General features: G+C 68.6%; 26 protein-coding genes. All 26 read left to right on the top strand.

What is annotated here, in order from left to right; translation table 11 throughout:
• Positions 1-16: 16 nt before the first annotated feature.
• Positions 17-979 (top strand): PhoH family protein, encoded by a 963-nt coding sequence (locus tag HZB86_02700; GenBank protein ID MBI5904450.1) that lies wholly within the window; start codon positions 17-19, stop codon positions 977-979.
• A complete protein-coding gene (locus HZB86_02705) occupies positions 948-2,456 on the top strand; it encodes an HDIG domain-containing protein (GenBank protein ID MBI5904451.1) in 1,509 nt (502 codons plus the stop codon). Before HZB86_02700 ends, HZB86_02705 begins: the two co-directional genes overlap by 32 nt.
• 101 nt (positions 2,457-2,557) lie before the next feature.
• Entirely contained in the window at positions 2,558-2,935 is a 378-nt protein-coding gene (gene ybeY, locus HZB86_02710) for an rRNA maturation RNase YbeY (GenBank protein MBI5904452.1), read from the top strand.
• Positions 2,936-3,002: 67 nt separating this feature from the next.
• A complete protein-coding gene (gene lnt / locus HZB86_02715; protein ID MBI5904453.1) occupies positions 3,003-4,565 on the top strand; it encodes an apolipoprotein N-acyltransferase in 1,563 nt (520 codons plus the stop codon).
• 11 nt (positions 4,566-4,576) lie between these two features.
• Complete coding sequence (prfB, locus tag HZB86_02720) at positions 4,577-5,650, top strand: peptide chain release factor 2 (protein MBI5904454.1); 1,074 nt, start codon at positions 4,577-4,579, stop codon at positions 5,648-5,650.
• Positions 5,651-5,670: 20 nt separating this feature from the next.
• Positions 5,671-7,134 (top strand): lysine--tRNA ligase, encoded by a 1,464-nt coding sequence (lysS, locus tag HZB86_02725; GenBank protein MBI5904455.1) that lies wholly within the window; start codon positions 5,671-5,673, stop codon positions 7,132-7,134.
• 3 nt (positions 7,135-7,137) lie between these two features.
• Complete coding sequence (locus tag HZB86_02730) at positions 7,138-8,373, top strand: lipoprotein-releasing ABC transporter permease subunit (GenBank protein ID MBI5904456.1); 1,236 nt, start codon at positions 7,138-7,140, stop codon at positions 8,371-8,373.
• Positions 8,366-9,046, top strand: a complete 681-nt coding sequence (locus HZB86_02735; protein ID MBI5904457.1) for an ABC transporter ATP-binding protein — start codon at positions 8,366-8,368, stop codon at positions 9,044-9,046. The genes HZB86_02730 and HZB86_02735 overlap by 8 nt, the downstream gene beginning before the upstream one ends.
• Positions 9,043-11,328, top strand: coding sequence for an outer membrane protein assembly factor BamA (bamA, locus tag HZB86_02740; protein ID MBI5904458.1), 2,286 nt, complete (start codon positions 9,043-9,045; stop codon positions 11,326-11,328). The genes HZB86_02735 and bamA overlap by 4 nt, the downstream gene beginning before the upstream one ends.
• Before the next feature lie 35 nt (positions 11,329-11,363).
• On the top strand, positions 11,364-11,918 hold the full coding sequence (locus HZB86_02745) for an OmpH family outer membrane protein (protein ID MBI5904459.1): 555 nt from the start codon (positions 11,364-11,366) through the stop codon (positions 11,916-11,918).
• On the top strand, positions 11,905-12,837 hold the full coding sequence (locus tag HZB86_02750; protein MBI5904460.1) for a hypothetical protein: 933 nt from the start codon (positions 11,905-11,907) through the stop codon (positions 12,835-12,837). The genes HZB86_02745 and HZB86_02750 overlap by 14 nt, the downstream gene beginning before the upstream one ends.
• On the top strand, positions 12,723-13,181 hold the full coding sequence (gene fabZ, locus HZB86_02755) for a 3-hydroxyacyl-ACP dehydratase FabZ (GenBank protein ID MBI5904461.1): 459 nt from the start codon (positions 12,723-12,725) through the stop codon (positions 13,179-13,181). The genes HZB86_02750 and fabZ overlap by 115 nt, the downstream gene beginning before the upstream one ends.
• Entirely contained in the window at positions 13,178-13,960 is a 783-nt protein-coding gene (gene lpxA, locus HZB86_02760; protein MBI5904462.1) for an acyl-ACP--UDP-N-acetylglucosamine O-acyltransferase, read from the top strand. The genes fabZ and lpxA overlap by 4 nt, the downstream gene beginning before the upstream one ends.
• Positions 13,961-13,965: 5 nt before the next feature.
• The gene (gene lpxB / locus HZB86_02765; GenBank protein ID MBI5904463.1) at positions 13,966-15,126 is read left to right on the top strand and encodes a lipid-A-disaccharide synthase; all 1,161 of its coding nucleotides are present in this window, start codon (positions 13,966-13,968) and stop codon (positions 15,124-15,126) included.
• A 14-nt stretch (positions 15,127-15,140) separates the two neighbouring features.
• Positions 15,141-16,883, top strand: a complete 1,743-nt coding sequence (msbA, locus tag HZB86_02770; GenBank protein MBI5904464.1) for a lipid A export permease/ATP-binding protein MsbA — start codon at positions 15,141-15,143, stop codon at positions 16,881-16,883.
• A gap of 4 nt (positions 16,884-16,887) precedes the next feature.
• On the top strand, positions 16,888-18,222 hold the full coding sequence (locus tag HZB86_02775) for a 3-deoxy-D-manno-octulosonic acid transferase (protein MBI5904465.1): 1,335 nt from the start codon (positions 16,888-16,890) through the stop codon (positions 18,220-18,222).
• A complete protein-coding gene (lpxK, locus tag HZB86_02780) occupies positions 18,219-19,208 on the top strand; it encodes a tetraacyldisaccharide 4'-kinase (GenBank protein ID MBI5904466.1) in 990 nt (329 codons plus the stop codon). Before HZB86_02775 ends, lpxK begins: the two co-directional genes overlap by 4 nt.
• Entirely contained in the window at positions 19,205-20,110 is a 906-nt protein-coding gene (locus tag HZB86_02785) for a lysophospholipid acyltransferase family protein (protein MBI5904467.1), read from the top strand. Before lpxK ends, HZB86_02785 begins: the two co-directional genes overlap by 4 nt.
• Positions 20,107-20,685, top strand: a complete 579-nt coding sequence (locus HZB86_02790; GenBank protein ID MBI5904468.1) for an HAD family hydrolase — start codon at positions 20,107-20,109, stop codon at positions 20,683-20,685. Before HZB86_02785 ends, HZB86_02790 begins: the two co-directional genes overlap by 4 nt.
• Positions 20,682-21,854, top strand: coding sequence for a DUF3108 domain-containing protein (locus tag HZB86_02795; GenBank protein ID MBI5904469.1), 1,173 nt, complete (start codon positions 20,682-20,684; stop codon positions 21,852-21,854). The genes HZB86_02790 and HZB86_02795 overlap by 4 nt, the downstream gene beginning before the upstream one ends.
• 2 nt (positions 21,855-21,856) lie before the next feature.
• Positions 21,857-22,021: a Trm112 family protein gene (locus HZB86_02800; GenBank protein MBI5904470.1), complete on the top strand. Its 165-nt coding sequence runs from the start codon at positions 21,857-21,859 to the stop codon at positions 22,019-22,021.
• Positions 22,014-23,039, top strand: a complete 1,026-nt coding sequence (rfaE1, locus tag HZB86_02805; GenBank protein ID MBI5904471.1) for a D-glycero-beta-D-manno-heptose-7-phosphate kinase — start codon at positions 22,014-22,016, stop codon at positions 23,037-23,039. The genes HZB86_02800 and rfaE1 overlap by 8 nt, the downstream gene beginning before the upstream one ends.
• A complete protein-coding gene (locus HZB86_02810) occupies positions 23,036-23,581 on the top strand; it encodes a DUF4416 family protein (protein ID MBI5904472.1) in 546 nt (181 codons plus the stop codon). The genes rfaE1 and HZB86_02810 overlap by 4 nt, the downstream gene beginning before the upstream one ends.
• Positions 23,578-24,456 carry a YicC family protein gene (locus HZB86_02815; GenBank protein MBI5904473.1) on the top strand — a complete coding sequence of 293 codons (879 nt, stop codon included), beginning with the start codon at positions 23,578-23,580 and terminating at the stop codon, positions 24,454-24,456. Before HZB86_02810 ends, HZB86_02815 begins: the two co-directional genes overlap by 4 nt.
• Before the next feature lie 2 nt (positions 24,457-24,458).
• Complete coding sequence (gene gmk, locus HZB86_02820; GenBank protein MBI5904474.1) at positions 24,459-25,070, top strand: guanylate kinase; 612 nt, start codon at positions 24,459-24,461, stop codon at positions 25,068-25,070.
• 28 nt (positions 25,071-25,098) lie between these two features.
• Positions 25,099-25,290: a DNA-directed RNA polymerase subunit omega gene (locus HZB86_02825; protein MBI5904475.1), complete on the top strand. Its 192-nt coding sequence runs from the start codon at positions 25,099-25,101 to the stop codon at positions 25,288-25,290.
• Positions 25,291-25,301: the final 11 nt, after the last annotated feature.

The raw sequence follows: 25,301 nt of genomic DNA on the forward strand, positions 1-25,301 counted from the left end.
GAAGGCGTTGCCCGAGATGAAGAACGATATCGTGCGGTTCGAGGACCCGTCCGTTCTCCCGGAGCTGTTCGGGATCCACGATGCGCACCTGAGGGCGCTGGAGGGGGCGCTCGGCGTGGCGATCCGTCCGGGCGGGAACGAGGCGCACCTCTCCGGGGACCCGATCCAGGTGGAGCTCGCCGGAAAGGTGCTGACCGGCCTCTACCGCGTGCTGCGGCGGGGGATCCCGGTGACGGGGAACGACGTGGCGGCCGCCGTCCGCGTGGTCACCAACGACCGGGGCGCCGACGTGTCCGAGGTGTTCCAGGACGTGGTCTTCAAGTCGTCCCGGAACCGGATGATCACCCCGAAGAGCGTCGCGCAGAAGCGATACCTTGACGCGATCCGCGACCGCGACATCGTCTTCGGCGTGGGGCCCGCCGGAACCGGAAAGACGTTCCTGGCGATGGCGATGGCGGTCGGCTACCTCCTCCGCAAGGAAGTGAAGCGGATCGTGCTGGCGCGCCCCGCCGTGGAGGCGGGGGAGAAACTCGGTTTCCTTCCGGGGGACATGGCGGACAAGGTGAACCCGTACCTGCGTCCGCTGCACGACGCCCTCTACACGATGCTCGAATACGAGCAGGCGGCGAAACTCATGGAACGGGGCACCATCGAGGTCGCCCCCCTGGCGTTCATGCGGGGAAGGACCCTGAACGATTCCTTCGTCATCCTCGACGAGGCGCAGAACACGACCTCGGAGCAGATGAAGATGTTCCTCACCCGGATCGGCTTCGGGTCGAAGGCGGTGATCACCGGCGACATCACCCAGACCGACCTTCCTTCCGGGAGGGTGTCGGGATTGAACGAGGCGATCGCGATCCTCGACGGGGTCGACGGGATCCGGTTCTGCCGGTTCAGCGACATCGACGTGGTGCGCCACCCGATCGTGCAGGAGATCATCAAGGCGTATGAGCGGTTCGAGAAACGGCAGCAGGGATAACGGCCACCGCGGGAGGCCTGCGACGCGCGGCGGCCGGTACGCGCGGCTGCTGGCGCTGAGCGTCGGGTCGGCCGCGGTGTTCGCGGTGCTCTTCTACCTGTGGGGGCAGGAGCTCCTCCCGCGGGCGGCGGGTCGCTGGGGGACGATGTTTCCCTTCGTGGGGGCGGTTTCCTTGACGCTCGCCGTCGCCCTGTTCCTCACGGAGTGGTTCGGCTTCGCCGGGCGGGAGGTTCGAAAGGTCCGCCTGGCCGCCCGCGACTTCGTCTTCCTCTGCACCCTCGCCCTCCTCCTGTTCTTCGCCGCCAAGGTGGTGATCGACATCCTCGCGCAGGCGCACTCCCCCGGCTACGCCGTCCCGCCGAGGGTGTACGCCTACCTGATTCCCCTCCCCGCGTTCGCCATGGTCGTCCGGATCCTGCTGAACTCCGAGACGGCGATCCTCTTCACCGTTGCCGCCTCGGTCCTCTCGGCGGCCGCCGCGTCGGGCAGGTGGCCCGCGATGCTGTTCCTCCTCCTGTGCGGAACGGCGGGCGCCTCGCGCTCCCGGAGGGTGCCCGACCGGTACCGGATGCTCTGGGTCGGAGTCCAGACCGCGCCCGTGTGCGCCATCGCGGCGGTCGCGTTGGAATACGCGTTTTACGGAGGCGGGGGGGTCGTCTGGGCGGGGATCTTCGGCGCGGTGAACGGGCTCCTCTCCGGGCCGATCGCTCTCGCGGTCCTTCCCGTCGCCGAGTACGCGTTCGGCTACACCAGCGACATCCGGCTGATGGAGATGGCGAGCACGACCCACCCGCTCCTGACCCGCCTCATGGTCGAAGCCCCGGGAACGTTCCACCACAGCGTCGTGGTCGGTACGATCGCGGAAGCCGGGGCGCAGGCGATCGGCGCGAACCCGGTGCTCTGCCGGGTCGCCGCCCTGTACCACGACATCGGGAAGATCGGGAAGTCGCAATACTTCTCGGAGAACCAGGCGGGCGTGGGAAACGTCCACGATGGCCTGTCTCCGGGACTTTCCCGCACCGTGATCCTCTCCCACGTGAAGGAGGGGGCCAAGGCGGGCCGCGAGCATCGTCTCGGCGACCGCGTGGTGGAGATCATCGAGCAGCATCACGGCACCAGCCTCCTGTACTGTTTCCTCGACAAGGCGATGCCGCTCATCCGCGACCGGAAGGCGTCGGAGGAGATGTTCCGGTACCCCGGTCCCCGGCCGAGGACGCGGGAGGCGGCGATCGTGATGCTGGCGGACGCCGCCGAGGCGACGGTGCGAAGCCTGAACCATCCGACGGTGCAGGAGGTCGACGACGCCGTCGCATCGGTCGTCAACCGGGTCTACCTCGATGGGCAGCTCGACGAGTGCGACCTGACGCTGCGCGACCTGCACGCCGTCGGGCGCGCGATGCGCCAGCTCCTGACCGCCGTCGCGCACGGCCGGGTGGACTACCCCGCGAGCGGCAGGGGGGCGGCGGGCGCCCGTTGACCCGCCCGGCGGATGCATACCGGGTGTCGGTCCGCCAGGACCTTCGTCCCGCGGCGGTTTCGGGCCGACGGGTGAAGCGGTTCGCGATCCGCGCCCTTTCGATTCTTCCCGCCGCGGGCGCCGACCTGCGCATCCGGATCGTCGGCGACGTCGCCATCGCCCGGTGGAACCGGGAGTTCCTCGGGCGCGACCGGCCGACGAACGTGATCTCCTTCCCCGACGAGGAGCGAGTTCCCGCCCGCGGAGGCATCGTCTCCGGCGACATCCTCGTATCCGCCCCCACCTGCCTCGCGCAGACGGAAGGGTGGAGGGAGACCCCGGAGGCGCGCGTCTTCTTCTTCGTCCTCCACGGCATCCTCCACCTTGCCGGGTACGACCACGAGCCGGGGGGTGCCGACGCCCGAAGGATGCGCCGGCGGGAGCTCCAGCTGTACCGCCGTGTCCTGGCGGAAGACCGCAGACAGTCGGGTGCTGCGTGATTGTCCGGTGCTCGGGCTCGCCCTATGCACAGAGCGCACGTGATATCGATGCAGGGTGAGCGATTGCATGGGTAGAATGCGGACGCTGCTCGCCGGCGGGCTGTTCGTCGCCGCGTACGTTCTCGGGACGCCGGGGTACGACGTGCCGGGGCTGCCGCTGCTGTGCATGGCGCCGTTTCTGGCGGTTGCCTCCGGCGCCGCATCGGTTCGGGCCGCCGCCTGGAGGGGATGGATCGCCGGGACCGCCGCGAGCGTCCCGCTCTACTACTGGATCGCGTACACGGTCGCCGTGGAGGGGAAGCTCGGGTGGCCCCTCGGCGCCCTCGCGGCTTTCCTCGTGTCCGCCTACATCGGCGCGTACTTTTCGGTCGCCGCCGCTGCCGCCCGGCGACTGGAGGACCGCTTCGGAGAGCGCGGGCTGTGGGTGTTTCCGCTCGCGTGGACGGCGCTGGAGCTCGCGCGCACGTACCTTTTCACGGGATTTCCATGGATGCTCCTGGGGTACGCGCTCGCGGGAAGCCCGCCGTTTCGCCAGGCGGCGGACCTGGCCGGGGTTCTCGGCCTCTCGTTCCTCGCCTGCCTTTCGGGCACCGCCCTGTTCCTCGCCGGAAGACGGCTCTCCGCCGGCTCCGTACGCACCGCGGCGCTCGCGGTTCTGCCCGGGCTGGCCGTCGTCCTCTTTCTCGCCGGATACGGCCGCCTCGCCCTGGCGGATCGCGCGAAGGCGGGATCCGGCCGGGAGCCGCTCAAGGTCGCCATCGCGCAGGGCGGGATCGACCAGTCGGCCAAATGGGAGCCGGGGAACCAGGCGCGCACGCTGGACCTGTACGAGGAACTGACGGTCCGGGCGCGCGACGACGGGGCCCGGATCGTCGTGTGGCCGGAAACGGCGGCCCCCTTCTTCTACGGGTGGGAACGGGAGTTGACGCGCCGTCTCGACGGGATCGCCGCTCGCGTGGGGATCCCGCTCATCTTCGGGGCGCCGTGGTACGACCCGGCCGGCGGCGGGAAATATTACAACAGCGTCTTCCACATGGACGCGCGCGGGCTGGTCCTGGGACGATACGACAAGCGGCACCTCGTGCCGTTCGGCGAATACATCCCTCTCCGGACGATCCTCTTCTTCCTCCGCAAGCTGACGGTGGGGGACGAGGATTTCACCGCGGGGACGAGCTCCTCCCTGTTCCGGGTGGATGGCACCCTGTTGTCGGCGTCGGTGTGCTACGAGGCGGTCTTCCCGGCGATCTCCCGGGAGGGGGTTCGGGACGGGGCGGGGTGGCTGGTGAACGTCACGAACGACGCGTGGTTCGGCGACACGGTCGCGCCCCGGCAGCACCTGGCGATGGCCCGGCTGCGGTGCGTGGAGCTGCGGCGCCCGATGGTCCGCGCGGCCAACTCCGGCATCAGCGCCGTCGTGGACTCCGGCGGCGAAATCGTCGCGTCCGTCGGGCTTTTCCGCCGCGGTGTCGTCGTCGCGGAGGTCGCGCCGGGGATTGGGGAGACCCTGTACGCAAAAACTGGGGAAATATTTGGGTTTTCCTGTATTATAATCACCGTTTTGACGCTATTTTTCCCTATGAGAGGACCCCATGGCTTCCGGATTGCTGGTGGAAAAGACCGCGGCGCTTGAGGCGCGTTTCCATGCGCTCCGGGGTTATCTTTGAAGTAGACGCCAAGATCGCCCGTCTGAAGGAGCTGGAAGCGGAGGTCGCCAGGGAAGGGTTCTGGGACGCTCCCGAGGCCGCGGAGCGCCTGCTGCGGGAACGGAAAGGTCTCGAGACGTTCCTGGTCCGGTGGGCGTCCCTGTCGTCCTCGGTCGGGGACCTGCGGGCGTACCTGGACCTCGCGGACGAGTCGGGGGACGAGTCGCTCTCCGACGAGATCGGCGGGCACATCGAGTCCGTCGCCGGTTCCCTGGATGCGGTCGAGCTGGAGCGCATGCTTTCGGGCGAGAACGACGCCAGGAACGCGATCGTCACCATCCATGCGGGCGCGGGGGGTACCGAGTCGCAGGACTGGGCGGAGATGCTCCTGCGGATGTACTCCCGGTTCGCGGACCGGAACGGTTTCGGAATGGAACTGGTGGAGCGGCAGGAGGGCGAGGAAGCGGGGATCAAGAGCGCGACCTTCGTCCTTTCGGGGGACCACCCGTACGGCTACCTGAAGGCGGAGAGCGGGGTGCACCGCCTGGTCCGGATCTCCCCGTTCGACGCGAACAAGCGGCGCCACACGTCGTTCGCCTCCGTGTTCGTTTCGCCCGAGATCGACGACGATGTGCAGATCCAGATCAACGAGTCGGACCTGAAGGTCGACACCCTCCGCTCGGGGGGCGCCGGCGGGCAGCACGTGAACAAGGTGGAGTCCGCGGTCCGGTTCACCCACCTTCCCACCGGGATCGTCGTGCTCTGCCAGCAGGAGCGGTCCCAGGGGAAAAACCGGGCGCTCGCGATGAAGATCCTCCGGTCGAAACTATACGAGCTCGAGATGCGGCAGCGCGCGGAAAAGGCGATGGAGGCCCACAAGACGAAGAAGGACATCGCCTGGGGCTCTCAGATCCGCTCGTACGTCCTGGCGCCGTACCGGATGGTGAAGGACCACCGCACCGGGCACGAGACGGGGAACGTCGACGCCGTCCTCGACGGCGACATCCTCGAGTTCATTCGGAAATACCTGCTGGGCGGGGGGGCGGAAGGGGAAATGGGAGGAGCGGCGTGACGGAGAGCTGGAACGACCTGATGCGGGAGCGGCTCCGGAAGGCCGATGCGCTGCGCGCCCAGGGGGTGAACCCGTACCCGAACGACCAGCCCGTGGGGTGGACCGCCGCCGCGGCGCGGGCGGCGGCGGGAGAGATCCCCCCCGAGGCGCTGGCCGCGAAGGGGATCCGCGTGGACGTCGCGGGGCGCGTGGTGGCGCTTCGCCGCTTCGGAAAGGCGACCTTCGTCGTACTGTCCGACCGTACCGGCCGCCTGCAGGCATACCTGAAGAAGGACGCGCTGGCGGAGGGGCAGTACGACCTCTTCCTCGGGACCGTGGACGTGGGCGATATCCTCTGGGTGGAGGGGACGCTCTTCACGACCCGCACGGGCGAACTGACCGTGGAGGCCGGGCGGTACCGCCTGATGACGAAGGCGATCCGGCCGCTGCCGGAGAAGTGGCACGGCCTCTCGGACGTGGAGACGCGGTACCGGCAGCGGTACGTGGACCTGATCGTGAACGAGGAGGTCCGGGAGATCTTCCGCCGCCGTTCCCGGATCGTGTCCTTCATCCGGGAATACCTGACGAAGCGGGACTTCCTCGAGGTGGAGACGCCGATGATGCAGCCGGTCGCCGGGGGGGCCACCGCTCGCCCGTTCGTCACCCACCACAACACGCTCGACATGGACCTGTACCTGCGGATCGCCCCCGAGCTCTACCTCAAGCGCCTGCTCGTCGGCGGCTTCGAGCGGGTGTTCGAGATCAACCGGAACTTCCGGAACGAGGGGATCTCCACGCAGCACAACCCCGAGTTCACGATGATCGAGTTCTACCAGGCGTACGCTACGTTCGAGGACCTGATCTCCCTGACCGAGGACATGCTCTCCTCGCTGGCGAAGGCGATGTTCGGCACGGCGCGTTTCACCTACCAGGGGGAGACGGTGGACTTCACCCCGCCGTGGGAGCGGCTGACCGTCGCGCAGGCCGTTGCGCGGCACGGGAACGTCCCCGAGGAGAGGCTTTCGGAGGAGGGGTTCCTGCGGGAGATGGCGGGACGGCTCGGGATTCCCGATGCGGCCACTGCTTCCCCCGGCGAGCTGCTGGCCGGCGTGTTCGAGGAGGTGGCCGAGCGGAAGATCGCCGGGCCGACGTTCGTGACCGAATACCCGATCGAGATCTCCCCGCTGTCCCGGCGCAACGAACGGCGTCCGCGGATCGTGGACCGTTTCGAGCTGATCGTCCGCGGGCGGGAGATCGCCAACGCGTTCTCCGAACTGAACGATCCGGTGGACCAGCGGGGCCGGTTCGAGGAGCAGCTTCGCAAACGGGAACGGGGCGACGAGGAGGCGCACTTCCTCGACGAGGATTACCTCCGCGCGCTCGAGTACGGCATGCCGCCGGCGGCGGGCGAGGGGATCGGGATCGACCGGCTCGTCATGCTGCTGACCGACTCCCCGTCCATCCGGGAGGTCATCCTGTTCCCGCAGCTCCGGAAAGAGGGGTAGGGGTTGCGCGCCCCGGTCGAGCTGTACATCGCCAAGAAGTACCTCCTGGCGAAGCGGAAGCAGACCTTCATCTCGATCATCTCCTTCATCTCCGTCGGGGGGGTCGCGGTGGGCGTCATGGCGCTCATCATCGTGCTCGCGGTGATGAGCGGGTTCGAGCGGGAGCTCAAGGACCGGATCCTGGGGGCCACCGCCCACGCCCATGTGACGAGCCTGGACGGAAGCGTCCCGAAGCCGTTCGCCGTGGCCCGCGAGGTGGGCCGGGTGGAGGGGGTCGTCGCGGCGTCCCCGTACATCTTCAGCCCCATGATGATCTCCTCCGGCGGGAACTCGGTCGGGGGGGTGCTGCGCGGGGTCGACTCCGCCACGGTCGGCGAGGTGACCCGCCTGCCGCGGGACCTGCGCATCGGCAAGCTCGAGGATCTGGCCCGGAGGAGTCCGGACGCGCTTCCGGGAGTCATACTGGGCAAGGAGCTCGCGGGAAACCTCGGCGCGGGGGTCGGGGACGTGGTGGAGGTCCTCGTGCCGGGCGGCTCCATCACTCCGCTGGGAGCGTTTCCGAAGGCAGCCCGGTTCCGGCTGGTCGGCGTCTCGGAGTCGGGGATGTACGAGTACGACGCGACGTTCGCGTACGTCGCGTTCGAAGAGGCCGGAAGGCTTCTCGGCATGGAGGGGCGCGCCACCGGGATCGAGGTGAGGGTGCGCGACATCTACGCCGCCGCGGCGGTCGCGCAGCGGATCCGGACCTCCCTCGGTCACCCGTTCTGGGCGAAGGACTGGATGCAGAGCAACCGGAACCTCTTCTCGGCGCTCAAGCTCGAGAAGGTGGTGATGTTCGTCATCCTCGTCCTCATCGTCATGGTGGCCGCGTTCAACATCATCAGCACGCTGATCATGGTGGTCATGGAGAAGACCAAGGACATCGCGGTCCTGATGACGATGGGCGCCACGCGCCGCACGATTCGCCGGATCTTCGCCCTCGAGGGGCTGATCATCGGGGTGGCCGGCACCGCGGCCGGGACCGTCCTGGGCGCGGGGCTGTGCCAGCTCCTCCGGAAGTACCGGTTCATCCGCCTGCCGAGCGACGTCTACTACATCTCCACGCTCCCCGTATCCCTCGATCCGGGGACGGTGCTCCTCGTGGTCGCGAGCTCGATCCTCATCTGCTTCCTCGCGACGGTGTACCCCGCGTGGCAGGCGTCCCGCGTGGACCCCGCGGAGGCGATCCGGTATGAGTAGCGCCGCCGCCCTTCGCGCGGAAGACGTGTGGAAGGTGTTCCGCCGCGACGGGTACGACATCGAGGTGCTCAAAGGGGTCTCCCTCTCGGTCGACCGCGGCGAGATGGTCGGGGTGGTCGGCGTGTCCGGAGCCGGGAAGACGACGCTCCTGCAGATCCTCGGAACGCTCGACCGCGCGACGTCGGGGAAGGTCCTGTACGACGGGAGGGACGTCACCGGGTTGTCCGACGAGGAGGTGGCGGCGTTCCGCAACCGCACCGTGGGATTCGTGTTCCAGTTCCACAACCTCCTCCCGGAGTTCACCGTGCTGGAGAACGTGATGCTCCCGTGCCGGATCGCCCGGATGGATCCGGAGCGCGCCCGCGAAAGGGCCGAGAAGCTGCTGTCCGATGTCGGTCTGGCCGGCAGGATCGCGCATCGCACCGGCGAGATCTCGGGGGGGGAGCAGCAGCGTGCGGCGATCTGCCGGGCGCTCGCGATGGAACCGTCCGTCCTTCTCGCGGACGAGCCGACCGGAAATCTCGACCGGGGGACGGCGGCCGGCGTGGTGGACCTCCTGGTCGAGCTCAACCGGTCCCGCGGCCTGTCCATCCTGATGGTCACACACAACGACAAGGTCGCCTCCCGCCTCGACCGGGTGGTGACGATCGACGACGGGAGGATCGCGTGGTGACCGCCCGCCGGATCGCCGCGACGCTGCTTGCGGGAATCCTGTGGGCGTCGCTCCTTGCCGCTCCGATTCGCGCGGAGGGATTTCGCGTCTCCGCCATCGAGGTCCGGGGGGCGAAGCGGGTGTCCCCCGACGCGGTCCTCAAGGCGATGACGACCCGGGCCGGCCAGGAGCTCGATTTCGCCAGGGTGCGGGAGGACGTCAAGGCGATCTACCGCCTGGGGTATTTCCGGGACGTGACGTTCGACGCCGAGGAGGTACCGGGGGGGTACCGGCTGACCGTAGTGGTGTCCGAGAAGCCGATCGTGGGCTCGATCGCCATCGAAGGGAACAAGGACGTCGAAACGACCGACCTTCGAGCCGCCGTCACGGTGAAGGAACGGTCCCTCTTCCAGGAGGAAAAGGTAAAGGAATCCGTCAAGAAATTACAGGAACTGTGCCAAAACAAAGGGTTTGTGGATTCTGTCGTTGAGGCTGCCGTGTCGGAGGACGCCGAGGGGGCGCTCCGGGTTACGTTCCGGGTGACGGAAGGGCCGAAGCTGAAGATCGAGAAGATCGTTGTGACGGGCAGCCTCTTCTTCTCCCCGAAGCAGATCCGCAAGCAGATGGACACCTCCGAGAAGGGGTTCTTCTCCTTCATCACCGATTCCGGGACGTTCAAGAAGGACGTCCTGGAGAACGACATCCGGAAGATCGAGGCGCTCTATCAGAACAACGGGTTCCTCGAATCCAAGGTGTTCGACCCGGAGATCGCCCGGGGCGGGAAGGGACTGCTCCTCACCATCCGGGTGTTCGAGGGGAAGCAGTTCCGGATCGGCGAGATCCGGTTCGCCGGCGAATCGGGCATGACCGAGGAGAGGCTTCGTTCCTCCGTGAAGCTTTCGACCGGCGAGCTTTTCAACCGCGAAAAGCTCCTCTCCGACCTGCTCGCGTTGACCACGCTCGTGAACGACGAGGGGTACGCCCAGGCGCTGGTCTCCCCGGGGGTGGAGAAGCGGAAGGAGTACCCGGTCGCCGACGTCACCTACCGGTTCGAGCGGGGAGGGAAATTCCGGTTCGGCAAGGTGGAGGTCACCGGGAACACCAAGACCCTCGACCGCGTCGTCCGCCGGAACCTGGAGGTGTCCGACGGGCAGACGTACACCGCCACGGGCCTGAAGGAGAGCAAGGAGAACCTGACGCGGAGCTCCTACTTCAAGGACGTGAAGATCAGCACGGCTCCGTCCGCGACTCCGGGCCTGATGGACGTGAAGGTCGACGTGCAGGAAGGGCCCACGGGCACCCTGTCGGGCGGGCTCGGATACAGCTCGCTCGACAAGATCTTCGGGGTGGTGCAGCTGACCGAGAACAACCTGTTCGGCCGCGGCTGGAAGGCGTCGCTCAACTCTCAGTTCGGCGCGCGCCGCACGACCTTCTCACTCGATTTCCGCGATCCGCACTTCCTCGACACCGACTTCTCGCTGCTGCTCTCCGCGTACAAGACGAAGGTGCGGTACAACGATTTCGAGAAGGACTCCCAGGGGGGAAGGGCCGGCATCGGGTACAACATCAGCCGCTTCACCAACGCGAGCATGAGCTTCCGGAGCGACTCCACGCGGATCCTGGGGATCTCCGGAACGGTGCCGACCCGGACGGTGGAGGACGAGATCGTGAAGGGGCTGCAGCGGACGCGGAGCGTGGCCTTCAACGTGACCCGGAACAGCACCGACCGGTACATCGATCCCTCGAAGGGATCCCTGCAGGCCGCCACCCTGGAATACGCGGGCGGGCCGATGGGCGGGGACAGCGAGTTCGTGAAATATTTCCTGAACTCGAAGGCGTTCCACCCGGTCACCGCCTCCACGGTCTTCTCCTGGAACCTGCTGTGGGGGCACGTGATCCCCATGTACGGCGGCTGGGCCGGAGGAGAAGTGCCCCTGTTCGAACGGTTCTTCCTCGGAGGCCCCTACAGCGTCCGCGGCTTCCGCTCCCGGTCCCTCTCCCCGAAGGACCGGAACACGGGGGAGCTGGTCGGAGGGAACAAGGAACTGATCATGAACCTGGAGTACCAGTTCCCGCTCGTCTCCGAGATCGGGTTCAAGGGCGTGCTGTTCGCCGACGCCGGGAACTCCTGGGTGCAGGGCGCGTGGCCCGCGAACGACGAGGGGCTGTGGATCGGGTACGGATTCGGCGTCCGGTGGTACTCCCCGATGGGGCCGCTCCGGTTCGAGTGGGGCTGGAACCTGAACCGGCCGGCCGGGGAGCCGAAACGGGTGATGGAGTTCACGATCGGAACGGCATTTTAAGGGGCGAAAATACGGTGGTCCAAGGAGCGGGTGCGATGCGGAAAACGGCGATTCCGGTGGTGCTGGCGCTGGCGGTGCTGTTCGCGGGAACGACCTTCGCGGAGGGGCTTCGCGTGGCGGTCATCGACGTGAACAGGATCCTGAACGAGTCGGAGGCCGGCCTTGCGGCGAAGAAGAAGATGGAGGCGCGCTACGAGGAGCTGAAGAAGAATCTCGAGGCCCGGCAGGACGAGGCGCGCAAGCTGAAGGACGAGCTCGACAAGCAGAAGGTGATGCTGGGGAAGGAGAAGCTGAAGGAGAAGGAGGACGCGCTCCAGGCCAAGGTGAACGAGCTTCGGCAGCTGACCCAGGAAGGGGAGCGGGAGATGCAGGCGCGCCAGGGGGAGCTGACCCGGGACGTGCTGAAGCGGATCGAGGTGCAGGTCGACGCCGTGGTGAAGGCCGACAAGCTGGACCTCGTGCTGGAGCGGTCCAGCGGGGTGGTCCACTTCAACGATTCGATGGACATCACCGCCAAGGTCCTTGAGCTGGTGAACCGGAGCGACAAGGCGGCGGGGGCGAAAAAGGAGGGGGGCGGTGCCAAAAAGTAGCCTTCCGCTCTCCGAGCTGGCCGCCCGGATCGGCGCGGTCCTGCGGGGGCCGGACTCCCCGGTGCGCGGGATCGCTCCGCTCGAGGAGGCGGGGCCGGGCCAGGTCGCGTTCCTGTCCAATCCCCGGTACGTCCGGCTGGCGCGGGAGACGAAGGCGTCCGCCCTGATCGTCCGGGAGCCGCTGGCCGGCGCCGCGTGCGCATTCCTCCTGTCTCCCAATCCGTACGATTCGTTCGCGCGCGCCCTGGAGATCTTCCACCCGCCGGTCCGCCCCGCGTCGGGCATCTCCCCGCAGGCGTGCGTCGACCCCGGGGCGTCCATCGGAAAGGACGTTTCCATCGGCCCGTTCGCCGTCGTCGAGAAGGGGGCGACGGTGGGAGACCGGACCTCCCTGTACGCGGGGGTATACGTCGGCACGGGGGCCGCCGTCGGCGACGATTGCGTTCTGTACCCCCGCGTGACCCTGTACGAGGGGGTCCGCGTCGGGAACCGGGCGATCCTGCACGCCGGGTGCGTGATCGGCAGCGACGGGTTCGGCTTCGCGCCGTCCTCGAAGGGGTTCCGCAAGATCCCGCAGGGCGGGATTCGCGGGGCACATCGAGGTCGGCGACGGCGTGATGGTGGGGGCGCAGTCGGGGATCGCCGGGTCCGTCGACGCGTCGGAAACCCCGGCGTGGTCGGGGACCCCCGCGATGCCGCACAGGACCTGGCTGAAGATGTCGGCGCTGCTGCCGAAGCTCCCGGAGCTGTTCCGCCGGGTGAGAAAGCTGGAAGAGAGAGAATCCGTGAAGGAGGAGGAGTGAGGTGCTATCCGTCCAGGAGATCATGGAGCTGTTGCCGCACCGGTACCCGTTTCTCCTCGTGGACCGCATCGTCGAGGAGGAGCCCGGAAAACGGATCGTCGGGATCAAGAACGTGACGATCAACGAGGCGTTCTTCCAGGGACACTTCCCGGGGCACCCGATCATGCCCGGCGTCCTGGTGATCGAGGCGATCGCGCAGGCCGGCGGGATCCTCGCCCTCCGCGCGCTCGGGGGGAAGAAGCGGATCGCCTACTTCGCGGGGATCGACGGCTGCAAGTTCCGCCGTCCCGTGGTCCCCGGCGACCAGCTCCGGCTGGAAGTCACCGTCCTCGCCCACCGGGGCCCCGTGTGGAAGATGCACGGGGAAGCGACGGTCGACGGCGTCCTCGCGGCGAAGGGGGACGTGACCGCCACCATCCCCGACGGGGTGGAGGTGCAGGAGCCGGGAGCGTCGATATGATCCATCCGACCGCCATCATCGACCCGGGAGCGGAGCTCGGGGTGGACGTGACGGTGGGGCCGTACGCCGTCATCGGCCCCCGGGTGACCATCGGGGACGGCAGCAGCGTCGGTTCCCACGCGGTCATCGAATCCCACGTCCGGATGGGGAAGGGGAACCGGATCCACTCCTTCGCCTCCGTGGGCGCGATCCCGCAGGACCTGAAGTACAAGGGCGAGGAGACGTGGGTGGAGATGGGCGACGGGAACATCGTCCGGGAATTCGCCACGGTCAACCGCGGGACGGCCGGAGGCGGGGGGGTGACCCGCATCGGGAGCAACACGCTGGTGATGGCGTACTGCCACCTCGCGCACGACTGCATCGTGGGGAGCCGGGTGATCATGGCCAACGCCGCCACCCTGGCGGGCCACGTCACGGTGGAGGACGGAGCGATCGTCGGCGGATTGACCGCCGTCCACCAGTTCGTCCGGATCGGGAAGCACTGCATCATCGGGGGCCTCTCCGGGGTGGCGCAGGACGTCCCGCCGTACGTCACGGCGGTGGTGTCGAGACCCCAGCGCGGGTTCGCCCTGTACGGACTGAACCTGATCGGCCTCCGGCGGAACCGGTTCTCCGCGGAGACGATCGCGGCGCTGAAGGCCGCGTTCAAGCTGATCTTCCGCGCGGAAGTGCCGATGAAGGAGGCGCTCGAACGCGCGGAGGCGGAGCTGCCGCCGCTGCCGGAGGTGAAGTACCTGATCGAATTCGTCCGGTCCAGCAAGCGGGGGGTGCTGCGGTAGCGGGCGTGTCCATGAAACCGGGCCAGAAGACCCTGTTCCTCCTCTGCGGGGAGCCGTCGGGGGAAGCGTACGCCGCCCGGGTGGCCCGGGAGTTCCGGCGCCGCCACCCCGGCGCGCCGATGGAGGGGATCGGCGGGGCGCGGCTCGCGGACGAGGGGGTGAAGCTCCTCCTGGACTACGGCGGGATCTCGGTCGTCGGGGTGACGGAGGTCCTCACGCACCTCCCGGCGATCCGCTCCGCCCTCGCGGCCGCGACGGACCGCGTCCTGCGCCCGGACATCGGCGCCGTGGTGCTGGTGGATTACCCGGATTTCAATTTCCGGGTCGGACTTTCGGCGTGGAGGCGCGGCGTTCCCGTGATCTATTACATACCGCCGCAGGTGTGGGCCTGGCGCACGGGTCGCGCGAAGACCCTGGCGAAGTTCACGCGAGGGGCGGTCGTACTGTTCCCGTTCGAGGAGACCCTGTTGCGAAAGTTCGGCGTCAACGCGGTGTTCGCCGGCCACCCGCTCCTGGAGGAGCTTGCGCCGTTCCTCGACGCGGACCCCGATCCGGCGCGTTTCGGCCTGCCGGAGGGGAAGACGGTCGTGGGGCTGCTCCCGGGGAGCCGTCCCGGGGAGATCGAGGCGCACCTCCCGGTCCTCCTGTCCGCGGCGGAGGAGGTCGCACGGGAGCATCCGGATGTCCACTTCGCGCTGCCGGTGGCGCGCCCCGCGCTGCGGGAGCGGATCGCGCGCCGGCTGTCCGGAACTTCCCTTCCGCTGACCGTGGTGGACGAGGGGAGACACCTGCTGTTCCGCGGAATGACCGCGGCGATGGCGGTGTCCGGAACGGTCACCCTCGAGCTCGCCCTGCTGGGGGTCCCGTCGGTCATCGTCTATCGCACCTCCTGGGTGACCTACCAGATCGGCCGGCGCCTGGCGAAGGTCCAAAACGTCGGGTTGCCGAACATCGTCGCGGGGGAGCGGTTCCTCCCCGAGCTCATCCAGGACGACTGCACCGCGGGCCGGATCGCCGCGGCGCTGGGAGGAATGCTCTCCGACGGGCCGCGGCGTCTCGGGCTTCGCGCGCGGTGCCTCTCCCTGCGGGACCGGCTGCGCGGCCCGGGCCCCACGGGGGCCGTCGTGGACATGCTGGACCGGGAGGCGGCGGGCGCGTGGGCGTGACCCTCTACAAGCGGATGCTGGGGTACGTTCGTCCGTACGTCTCCCGGCTGCTGCTCGCGATGCTGCTGATGGTCGGCGTGTCGGCCCTGAGCGGATCCACGGCGTTCCTCGTCAAGCCGATCCTCGACGACATCTTCATCCGCAAGGACGCGACGCGGCTCACCTACATCCCGCTGCTGGTGCTGGCGATCTACCTCTCCCGCGGGTTCCTCGAATTCGCCCAGGCGTACCTGATGAGCGGGGCGGGGCAGCGGGTGGTTCGCGACATCCGGGACCACCTGTACCGGCACATGCAGTCGCTGTCGCTGTCGTTCTACCTGAAGAACTCCACCGGCGTGCTCATGTCGCGGGTCCTGAACGACGTCGCCCTCATGCAGAGCGCGATCACCGACGCCGCCACCGGACTCATCAAGGACATCTTCACGGCCGCTTTCCTCGTCTTCGTCATCTTCTACCGCGACTGGCGGCTGGCGCTGGTCGCGCTGGTGGCGTTCCCGCTCGCGTTCTGGCCCATCGCCCGCTTCGGCCGCAGGCTGCGCAGGACCAGCACGCAGGCGCAGGAGATCACCGGGGGGCTTACGTCCCACCTGCAGGAAACGATCAGCGGCGCGAAGCTCGTGAAGTCGTTCGGCGCCGAGGGGTACGAGGTCGAGCGGTTCGCCACCCGCAACCAGGAGCTGTTCCGCCTCAGCATGAAGGTGGTGAAGGTGCAGGCGATGACCTCGCCGCTCTCCGAGACGTTCGCCGGCGTCGGGGCGGCGGCGGTGATCTATTACGGCGGGTACAGCGTCGTCTCGGGCCACAGCACGCCGGGCAACTTCTTCTCCTTCATGACCGCGCTCTTCATGCTGTACGAGCCGGTCAAGCGTCTTTCGCGCATCAACAACGTCGTGCAGCAGGGGATCGCCGCGGGAACCCGCGTGTTCGAGGTGATCGACACGCTTCCGGAAGTCCGCGAGAAGGAGGACGCGGTCGAGCTGCCGCCGATCCGGGACGGGATCGAATTCTCGCACGTGGACTTCCGGTACGCGGAGGAGGGCGATCCGGTCCTCACGGACGTCGATTTCCGCGTCCCCGCGGGGACGATGGTCGCCATCGTCGGTTCGAGCGGCGCCGGGAAGACGACCCTGGTCGACCTCATTCCCCGATTCTACGATCCGAAGGCCGGTTCCATCCGGGTCGACGGGGTCGACATCCGGGACGCGACCGTTTCGTCCCTGCGCGCCCAGATCGCGGTCGTCAGCCAGCACACGATCCTGTTCAACGACACCGTGCGGAACAACATCGCCTACGGGATCCCCGACGCCCCGATGGAAAGGGTGGCGGAGGCGGCGCGCCGCGCGAACGCCCACGCGTTCGTCGAGCGGATGCCGGAGGGATACGAGACCGTGGTCGGAGAGCAGGGACTTCGCCTTTCCGGCGGCGAGCGGCAGCGCCTGGCGATCGCCCGCGCCCTCCTGAAGGACGCTCCGATCCTCATCCTCGACGAGGCGACCTCCGCGCTCGACTCGGAGTCCGAACGCGTGGTCCAGGACGCCCTCGACACGCTGATGCGCGGGCGCACCACGTTCGTCATCGCCCACCGCCTCTCCACCGTGCGCAACGCCGACGTGATCCTGGTGATCGAGGGGGGGAGGATCGTGGAGCGGGGGAGGCACGACGAACTGCTCGCGACGGAGTCGCGGTACCGCGCCTTCTACCACAAGCAGTTCGAGGAGAGAAGGAACGATCCGGCCACCGCGTCCGGGAAAGGGTGACCGGTTGGCCCGCCCGTTTCTCCCCGGGTGCCCCGGGCACGTCCTCTACAACGCCGCCGTCGCGGTGGTCCTGACGGCGGGGGTCCCCCTGTGGCTCCCGTGGCTTCTCGTCTCGCGGAAACGACGCGTCAACTTCCCGGAACGGCTGGGGATTCGCGGCGTGCCGGACGCCCGTCCGCGGGATGCCCGCCCCGCGGTCTGGGTGCACGCCGTCTCGGTGGGGGAGACGCTCGCGTCGGTTCCCCTGCTGCGGGAACTGCGGAGGGTCGTCCCCGATGCGCGGATCGCGCTCTCGAACGTGACGGTCACCGGGCGGGATACGGCGGAGAAGGCGCTTTCGGACGTCGTCGACCAGAGGTTCTACTTCCCGTTCGACCTGCCCGGCCTCTGCGGAAAGTTCCTGGACCGCCTCCGGCCGGACGCGGTCGTCATCGTGGAAACGGAGATCTGGCCCAACTTCCTCGCGGAGTGCGCGCGGCGGGGAGTCCCCGTGGTGATCGTCAACGGTCGCCTCTCCGAACGCTCCTTCCGCGGGTACCTGCGTCTCCGCCGGTTTTTCGCGCCGGTGCTGCGCACGGTCCGGACGATCTCCGCCCAGTCGCGGGAAGACGCCGACCGGTTCATCGCCCTCGGCGCGCTGGAAGGGGCGGTGGAGGTAGGCGGAAATCTCAAGTTCGACGTTTCCCCGCCCCGGGGAGCGGCATCCACCCTTTCCGTGCTGCTCCAGTCGGAGAGGCGTTCCGGCACCCGCTGGATCGTCGCGGGATCCACGCACGAGGGGGAGGAGGCGGCGGTCCTCCGGTCATACCTCTCGGCGCGCGAGGCGAATCCCTCCCTCAAGCTCCTGCTGGCTCCCCGCCATCCCGAACGGTTCGAGCCGGTTTTCGCCCTGGCCCGCCAGGCCGGCGTGCGCGTCGCGCGCCGGACGGAGATCGCGGAAGGGGATACCGCGCTGGACGCGGAGGTGCTGCTGCTGGACACGGTGGGAGAACTCTCCAGCGCCTACGCGGCGGCGGGACTCGCGTTCGTCGGGGGGAGCCTCGTCCCGAAAGGCGGCCACAACGTGCTGGAGCCCGCGTGGCACGGGATCCCTACGGTGGTGGGGCCGCACATGGAGAATTTCCGGGAGATCGCGGCGGCGTTCCTGGCGGCAGGCGCACTGGTCCAGGTCCCGGACGAGGACGGCTTCGCCGCCGTCGTGGTCCGGTTCGCCTCCAATCCGTCCTCCTTCGAAGGTGTCGGGCGGAGAGGCCGCGAGCTTCTCGAGTCGTTCCGCGGCGCCACGGAGAAGAACGCGGCGGCGGTCCTCTCCGCGATCGGACGCGGGGGGCGAACGTGATCTTCGGCGCGGCGGCGCGCGTGCGAAGGAGGCTGTATTCCAGCGGATTCCTGCGTGGGGAGCGTCTTCCCCGCCCCGTGGTGAGCGTCGGGAACCTCTCCCTGGGAGGCGCGGGGAAGACCCCGCACGTGATCCACCTCGCGAGGTGGCTCACGGAAAGGGGACGCCGCGTCGCGATCCTTTCGCGGGGATACGGTAGGGCGACGCGGGGCGTTCGCTGGGTGTCGGACGGAGAGGGAAGGATCGGCGGATCGGCCGAATGCGGCGACGAACCGGTGCTGATGGCGCGGAGGCTCCCGGGGATCCCCGTCGCGGTCGGCGAATCGCGCGCGGCGGCCGGACGGGAGATCCTCGCCCGGCGGCCCGTGGATGTATTTCTCCTCGACGACGGGTTCCAGCACCTGCCGCTCCAAAGGGATTTCGACCTGCTGCTCGTCGATTGCCCGCGGGGGATTCGAGGCCATGGGACGGCGCCGTTCGGGCCGCTCCGGGAACCCCCGAGCCACGCGCGGTTCGCGGACGGGCTCGTCGTGACGAAGTGCCCGGACGCCGCGGCGGGAGAGGCGGTCGCCCGATCGGTGCCGGTTCGGGCCGGCTGCCCGTCGGCGACGTCGCGGTTCACGCCGGGGGAGATCGTCGGAGCGGCCGGCCGGGAGATTCCGGATTTTCCGCCGGGCGCCGAACTGTTCGGGTTCTCCGGCCTGGCGCGCAACGGGCAGTTCCGCGAAACCCTTGCGGCCGCCGGATTCCGGGTCCGCGGGTTCATCGGATTTCCCGATCATCACGCCTACGGGCACCGGGACCTTGCGCGGATCGCCCGGGAGTCCGCCGGGCTCCCGGTCCTCACCACGGAGAAGGACGCGGTCCGCCTCCCCGCGGACGTCCCGTTCCCGGTCGGCGCCCTGCGGGTGGAGGTCGAGTACCTTTCCGGATGGGAAGGGCTTTCGTGCGCGATCCTCGATCGGGTCGAAGGGGGCGGAGCGTGAAGGAGAAGCTGGCCCGCCTCCTGCTGCGGATCCTCGAGTCGGTGCCGCTCCCGCTGCTGGCGGTTTTCTGCGAGACGGTGATGCTCGCGGTCTGGCGGGCGGACCGGAAGCACCGGAGGATCGGACGGATCAACCTGCGGATCGCGTTTCCGGAGATGGGGGACGCGGAGGCCGCGCGGATCATCCGGACCTGCTACGTCCGGATGGGCACCGCCGCCGCGGAGTTCATCCACATCCCGAGGATGGACGACGCTTACGTGCGGGAGCATTTCCGGATCGAGGGGGCAGGGCACGTCCGGGAATCGATGGAGGAGCGGAAGCAGCCCGCAATGGTCATGACCGGACACTTCGGGAACTGGGAGCTGCTCTCCCACGTCTACGGCCTGAACATCGCCCCCGTCGCGTTCATCGTCCGGCCGCTGAAAAGCGCGATCCTGGACCGGATCGTGACGGAGCGGAGGGAGTGGGGCGGCAACATCGTCATCCGCAAGGAGGAATCCGCGAAGTCCGTGGTGAAGATCCTGCGCAGGAACATCCTGGTGGGGATCCTGATCGACCAGAACGTGGACCGTCACAAGGGGGTCCTCGTGGATTTCTTCACGCGCAAGGCGTACACCACGGACGGAATCGCGCGGCTGGCGCTGTCCATGCGCGCGGCCGTCCACACCGGATTCATCTTCCGGGATCCGGAGAGGAAATTCCACCACGTGCTCCGGTTCGGCCCACCGGTCGCGATCGACTACGACGCTCCGAGGGACGACGAGGTGCTCCGCGTGACGCGGCGGTGCAACGAGGAGCTGGAGAAGGCGATCCGGGAGGCCCCGGACCAGTGGCTCTGGTTCCATCGCCGCTGGAAGACGCGCCCCCCCGGGGAGCCGGACATCTACGGGGAGGCGCGTTGAAAGGGATCGTCTTCCTGGACCGGGACGGGACGCTGATCGAGGAGACGGGGTACCTGCGCGACCCCGCCGCGGTCCGGATCCTGCCCGGTGCGGTGGAGGGGCTCCGGAGGCTCGCGGGGAAAGGGTATCTCCTCGCGGTGGTATCGAACCAGGCCGGACTCGCCCGGGGGAAATTCACCCGCGAGGAGATGGATTCCGTCCACCGGGCATTCCTTTCGGCGTTCCGCAAGGAGGGGGTCGCCTTCGACGCGTGGGAATACTGCCCGCACCACCCGGAGGGGGTGGTGCCGGAGCTGCGGGTGGCGTGCCCGTGCAGGAAACCCGGGACCGCGATGGCGGAGTCGATCCTTTTTCGCCTCGGGGTGCCGGAATCGTGCCCCCGGTTCATGGTCGGTGATAAAATGAGCGACATCGCGCTGGGCGCGCGGATCGGGGCGCGGACGGTCCTCGTGGCGACGGGGTACGGTCGCGAGGAGCGGGAGAAGGGGGAGCGGATGGGCGTCGCGCCGGATGTCTTCCTCCCGGGGATGCGGGAGGCGGCCTTGTGGATCACGGGCGGGGGCGTCCGGTCGTGAGCCGGCGCGACGGGAGGGGACGCGAGGGCCGTCTTCGCCGGTGCCGGCCGCTGCTGCTGCTTCCGCTGCTGCTCGCACCCGGCTGTTTCCGCGGTGGCCGGGGAATCGAGGGCGGACCGCCTCCATCGCCGCCCGCGACGGTCCGCGCGGACGCTCCGGACAATGCCTCGAACTCGTGGATCGATCTCAATCCCGTCGTGGTACGACTCGCGGAACCGGAGGCCGATAACGCCGCGGTAGCGGTGCCGGCTGCCCCTCCCCCCGATGTCCCGGGGAGGATCCCGCCCGGGGCCCCCGCCGAGGCGAAAGAGGAGCCGGCCGTCACCGACGCTGCGCCCCCCGCGGCGGCGGAACCGTCGAAGGAAACGCTCCCCCCGGAGATCGGGGAAACCCCGTCGGCGGCACACCCCGTCGCGAAAAAACCGAAACCGCACCCTTCGACGCCGCCACCGCCCGAGGCGAAGGGGGCTTCGCCGGCGGCCGGTCCGGCCTGGGCGAACGGGAGGGAGGAGCTCGTCTACCGGGTCGACTTCATCGGGATCACGATGGGGTACGCCCGCTTCCGCTACCAAGGAAAGGTCGCGGTCGGGGGCAAGGTCGCCTACCACCTGAACGTCCGCGCGTGGACGTCGGGGGTTCTGTCGTACATCTACCCCGTGAACGAGACCATCGACTACTACCTCGACGCCGAAACGCTCGCGCCTCTCCGGCAGGAGTTCACCCAGCGGGCGAAGCTGCCGGACGACGTCGCCACATACGAGCAGGACACGGGGAAGATCACGTACCGGTACCGCCGGACCGGGGAGGTTCGCAAGCGCGTCAACGCCGTCCCGATGGTGTACGACCCGGTGAGCGCCGCCTACTACTTCCGTTGGCGCGATGTGGGAGGGGACGAGAAGTCGAGGAACGTCTACGCGGGACGAAAGGTGTGGCAGATCTCCGCGCGGGTGCTCGGCAAGGAGCGGATTCGCACGGAAAACGGCGAAATGGACACCGTCGTCATCCGGCCGGTGATCCGCCGGGACGGGAAGCTGGAGGACAAGGGGGACCTGAAGATGTGGCTCTCCAGCGACGAACGACGCGTCCCGGTCCGGCTCTACGCGAAGTTCCGGAAAATCCGGGACTGGACGCTGGTCGGGGAACTGGTTCCGCAACGGGAGGGAGGGTAGACATGGACAAGGAGCTGCTGGAGATCCTTGCGTGCCCGAAGTGCAAGGGGGAGCTCGTCCTCACCGCCGACGAATCGGAGCTGCGGTGCGCGACGTGCCGTCTCTCGTACCGGATCGACGACGGCATCCCCATCCTGCTGATCGACGAGGCGACCGCGTATGAATGACGTTTCCCCCCTGTCCCGTGCCGCCGGGCTGATCGCCCGGTTCCCGAAGTGCCGCGTGCTCGTGGTGGGCGACGTCATGCTCGACGAGTACGTGTTCGGGACGGTGGGAAGGATCTCGCCGGAGGCGCCCGTACCCGTGGTGGCGGTCACGCGCGACGCGCGGATTCCCGGAGGGGCGGCGAACGTGGCGTTGAACCTGTCGGGACTCCGTGTCGGGGTGGAGCTGGCGGGCCTCGTGGGCGATGATGCGGCGGGGAGGGACGTGGCGCGGATGCTCCGCCGCCGGCGGGTCGGCGTTTCCGCGCTCGTGCCGGAACCCGACCGCCAGACCACGGTGAAGACGCGGGTGATCGCGCACAGCCAGCAGGTGGTGCGGGTCGACCGGGAACGGAACACCCCTCCCTCCCGAAAGACGTGCGAGGCGCTCCGGAAGAAGGTGATGGGGATGCTCCCGCGGGTGCAGGGGGTGGTTTTTTCGGATTATCGGAAGGGGGCGCTGTCCGAGGATCTGGTCCGCGAGGTCACGGACGCCGCCCGGAAGGCGGGCCTGTTCGTGGCGGTGGATCCGAAGCGGAACGACTTCGCGTTCTATCGCGGCTGCACGCTGATCACCCCGAACAAGGGAGAGGCGCAGGCGGCCCTCGGGGGACGCGAGCTTCGATCCGACCTCGAGGTGTGGGAGGCGGGAAGGGAGCTGCTTCGCAGGAGCCGCTCCGCGGCGATCCTCATCACGCGCGGGGAGGAGGGGATGACCCTCGTCGAGCGCGGCAGGAACGCCTGCTTCCACGTCCCCGCGTTCGCGCGGGAGGTGTTCGACGTGACGGGAGCGGGGGACACGGTGATCGGGACCCTGGCCTCGTGCCTCGCCGCGGGCGCTTCGATGCGGGAGGCCGCCGTGCTGGCGAACGTGGCGGCGAGCGTTGTCGTCGGCGAGGTCGGCACCTCCCCGATCACCGCGGAGAAGCTCCTTCGGGCGGTCCGCGCGCGGGCGCTCGATCCGGACGTCGGTAAGCGGTGAGCGTCCGTTCGGCACCGGGCCCCGGAAGGATCGTCGTATCCGCGATCTATCGCGAGCCGAGGGCCTTCGAAGCGGCGATCCCGAGGATGGCGAAGCTCCTCGGGGAGATCCGGCCCGCGGGCGAACCCCTTCCGTTCGACTGGACCGACTACTACGCGGCCGAGATGGGGTCGCCGCTATCCCGTCGGTTCCTGGTCGCCGTCGACCCGGTCCGGAGGGACTCCCTGCCGGGGATCAAGGTGGGGCTCGAGGCGATCGAGCGAGAGCTGTCGGTGGCGGGCCGGCGGACGGTGAACCTCGACCCGGGGCTGGTGACGCCGGAGAATTTCGTGCTGGCGACGGCGAAGAACTTCACGCACCGGGTGTACCTGGGCGAGGGGGTGTTCGCGGAGCTGACGCTGGAGTATCGCGGCGGGGAGTTTCGCCCGCAGCCGTGGACGTACCCGGACTACGCATCGAACGAGGTCCGCGCGTTGCTTGCGTCGGTCCGGCGGGAGATGCTGTACGGCCGCGCGTCCGAAGGGAGCAGGACATGTGGATGAGCATGACCGGGTTCGGCCGCGGGGAGCGGCATGGAGAGGAGGTCTCCGTCTCCGTGGACGTCCGCTCGGTGAACCACCGGTTCCTCGACGTGCACACCCGGTGTCCTTCCCGCTTTCTGTCCTGGGAGCCTCGACTGCGGGGAATGGCCCGGGACGTCCTGCGCCGGGGGAAGGTGGACCTCCATGTGAACGTGCGGGAGTGGGGGAGGCTCGGCGCCGCGCTTCGCGTGAACCGGGGACTCCTTTCGGCGTTCCTCGACGAGGCGGCCCGGATCCGGAAGGAGTACGGGGTGGGGAGCGAGGTGACCGTCGGCGACCTGCTCGCCGTGCCGGACCTCTTCCAGGTGGCGCCGGACGGGGACGACCCGGCCGAGATCCTCTGGCCGCTTGCGGAGGGCGCCGCGAAAGACGCCCTTGCGATGCTCGCCGGATCGCGCGCCGGGGAGGGGGAACGCCTCAAGGAGATCGTCCGGGCCAACGTTTCCCTCCTCGCCGCGATGGCCGGAGAGATCCGGTCGCTGGCGGAGGAAAACCGGTCCCTTGCCGCCGCCCGCTTCCGGGAACGGATCGCGGCGCTCTCCGGGGAGGCGGGGACCGATCCGGTCCGCGTCGCCCAGGAGGCGGCGATCCTGATCGACCGGCTCGACATCACGGAGGAGTGCGACCGGCTGGGCGTGCACCTGGCCGCCGCGGAAGCCCTCTTCCGGACGCCCGGCGACGCGGTGGGGAAGCGGTTCGACTTCCTCGTGCAGGAGATCTTCCGCGAGCTCAACACGGCCGGCGCCAAATCGGCGCACGCCGGGGTCTCCGCGCTGGTCGTCTCCGCGAAAACCGAGCTCGAGAAGGTCCGCGAGCAGATCCAGAACGTGGAGTGAGCATGGAGCGCGGCGACATCTTCGTGATATCGGCCCCTTCGGGGTCCGGAAAGACCACGATCTGCAGGGCCGTCCTGGATCGCGTGGATCGGCTCTCCCTGTCCATCTCCTACACGACGCGCGGGAGAAAGCCCGGGGAGACCCACGGGGTGGATTATTATTTCGTGGATGAGCAGGAATTTGATAAAATGGTGAAATCGAAAGAGTTTCTGGAATGGGCAGCCGTCTACGGGAATCGGTACGGGACCGCCCGTTCCACGGTCGACGCGATCGTCTCCCGCGGGGACGACGCGGTGCTCGAGATCGACGTCCAGGGAGGCCGATCCGTGAAGGCGGCCGTTCCGGGGGCGGTGCTGATCGGCATCCTCCCCCCCGACCGGGAGACGTTGCGGGAGCGGCTCTACGGACGCGGGAGGGACAGCCGGGAAGAGATGGAACGCCGGCTCGAGGCGGCGCGGAGGGAGATCGCCGAGCTGAAGGGGTACGACTACCTGGTGGTGAACGAGGAGCTCGAGACGGCGGTCCGGCAGGTCGAGTGGATCATCCGCGCGCGGCGGCTTCGCATGAAGCGGAAGGCCGCCGCCGTGGACCGGATTCTATCGGATAACGGGTAACGGATAACGGGAAAAGGAGAGTGACGGGATGGCTCGCGTAACGGTGGAGGATTGTCTAAGGCAGGTCAACAGCCACTTCCAGCTCACGGTGGTCGCCGCGCGGCGCGCGAAGCAGCTCTATTCGGGCGCGGGCGCCACGATCGACACCACGGCGCGCAAGGAGAAGCCGACCGTCGTCGCGCTTCGCGAGATCGCCCAAGGGAAGGTCCGGGTAAAATAGCGCCGGGGCGG

The sequence above is a fragment of the Deltaproteobacteria bacterium genome (genome assembly GCA_016234845.1).
Taxonomy (GTDB): Bacteria; Desulfobacterota; Deferrimicrobia; order Deferrimicrobiales; family Deferrimicrobiaceae; genus JACRNP01.

Excerpts from the sequence above, each read along its gene's own strand:
- lpxA (MBI5904462.1), top strand. The coding sequence starts at position 13,178 with ATGATCCATCCGACCGCCATCATCGACCCGGGAGCGGAGCTCGGGGTG.
- HZB86_02700 (MBI5904450.1), top strand. The coding sequence starts at position 17 with ATGAAGAACGATATCGTGCGGTTCGAGGACCCGTCCGTTCTCCCGGAG.
- HZB86_02825 (MBI5904475.1), top strand. The coding sequence starts at position 25,099 with ATGGCTCGCGTAACGGTGGAGGATTGTCTAAGGCAGGTCAACAGCCAC.
- msbA (MBI5904464.1), top strand. The coding sequence starts at position 15,141 with ATGCTGGGGTACGTTCGTCCGTACGTCTCCCGGCTGCTGCTCGCGATG.
- HZB86_02735 (MBI5904457.1), top strand. The coding sequence starts at position 8,366 with ATGAGTAGCGCCGCCGCCCTTCGCGCGGAAGACGTGTGGAAGGTGTTC.
- prfB (MBI5904454.1), top strand. The coding sequence starts at position 4,577 with ATGCGCTCCGGGGTTATCTTTGAAGTAGACGCCAAGATCGCCCGTCTG.
- HZB86_02745 (MBI5904459.1), top strand. The coding sequence starts at position 11,364 with ATGCGGAAAACGGCGATTCCGGTGGTGCTGGCGCTGGCGGTGCTGTTC.
- lnt (MBI5904453.1), top strand. The coding sequence starts at position 3,003 with ATGGGTAGAATGCGGACGCTGCTCGCCGGCGGGCTGTTCGTCGCCGCG.
- HZB86_02815 (MBI5904473.1), top strand. The coding sequence starts at position 23,578 with ATGAGCATGACCGGGTTCGGCCGCGGGGAGCGGCATGGAGAGGAGGTC.
- HZB86_02705 (MBI5904451.1), top strand. The coding sequence starts at position 948 with ATGAGCGGTTCGAGAAACGGCAGCAGGGATAACGGCCACCGCGGGAGG.
- rfaE1 (MBI5904471.1), top strand. The coding sequence starts at position 22,014 with ATGAATGACGTTTCCCCCCTGTCCCGTGCCGCCGGGCTGATCGCCCGG.
- lysS (MBI5904455.1), top strand. The coding sequence starts at position 5,671 with ATGCGGGAGCGGCTCCGGAAGGCCGATGCGCTGCGCGCCCAGGGGGTG.
- HZB86_02800 (MBI5904470.1), top strand. The coding sequence starts at position 21,857 with ATGGACAAGGAGCTGCTGGAGATCCTTGCGTGCCCGAAGTGCAAGGGG.
- gmk (MBI5904474.1), top strand. The coding sequence starts at position 24,459 with ATGGAGCGCGGCGACATCTTCGTGATATCGGCCCCTTCGGGGTCCGGA.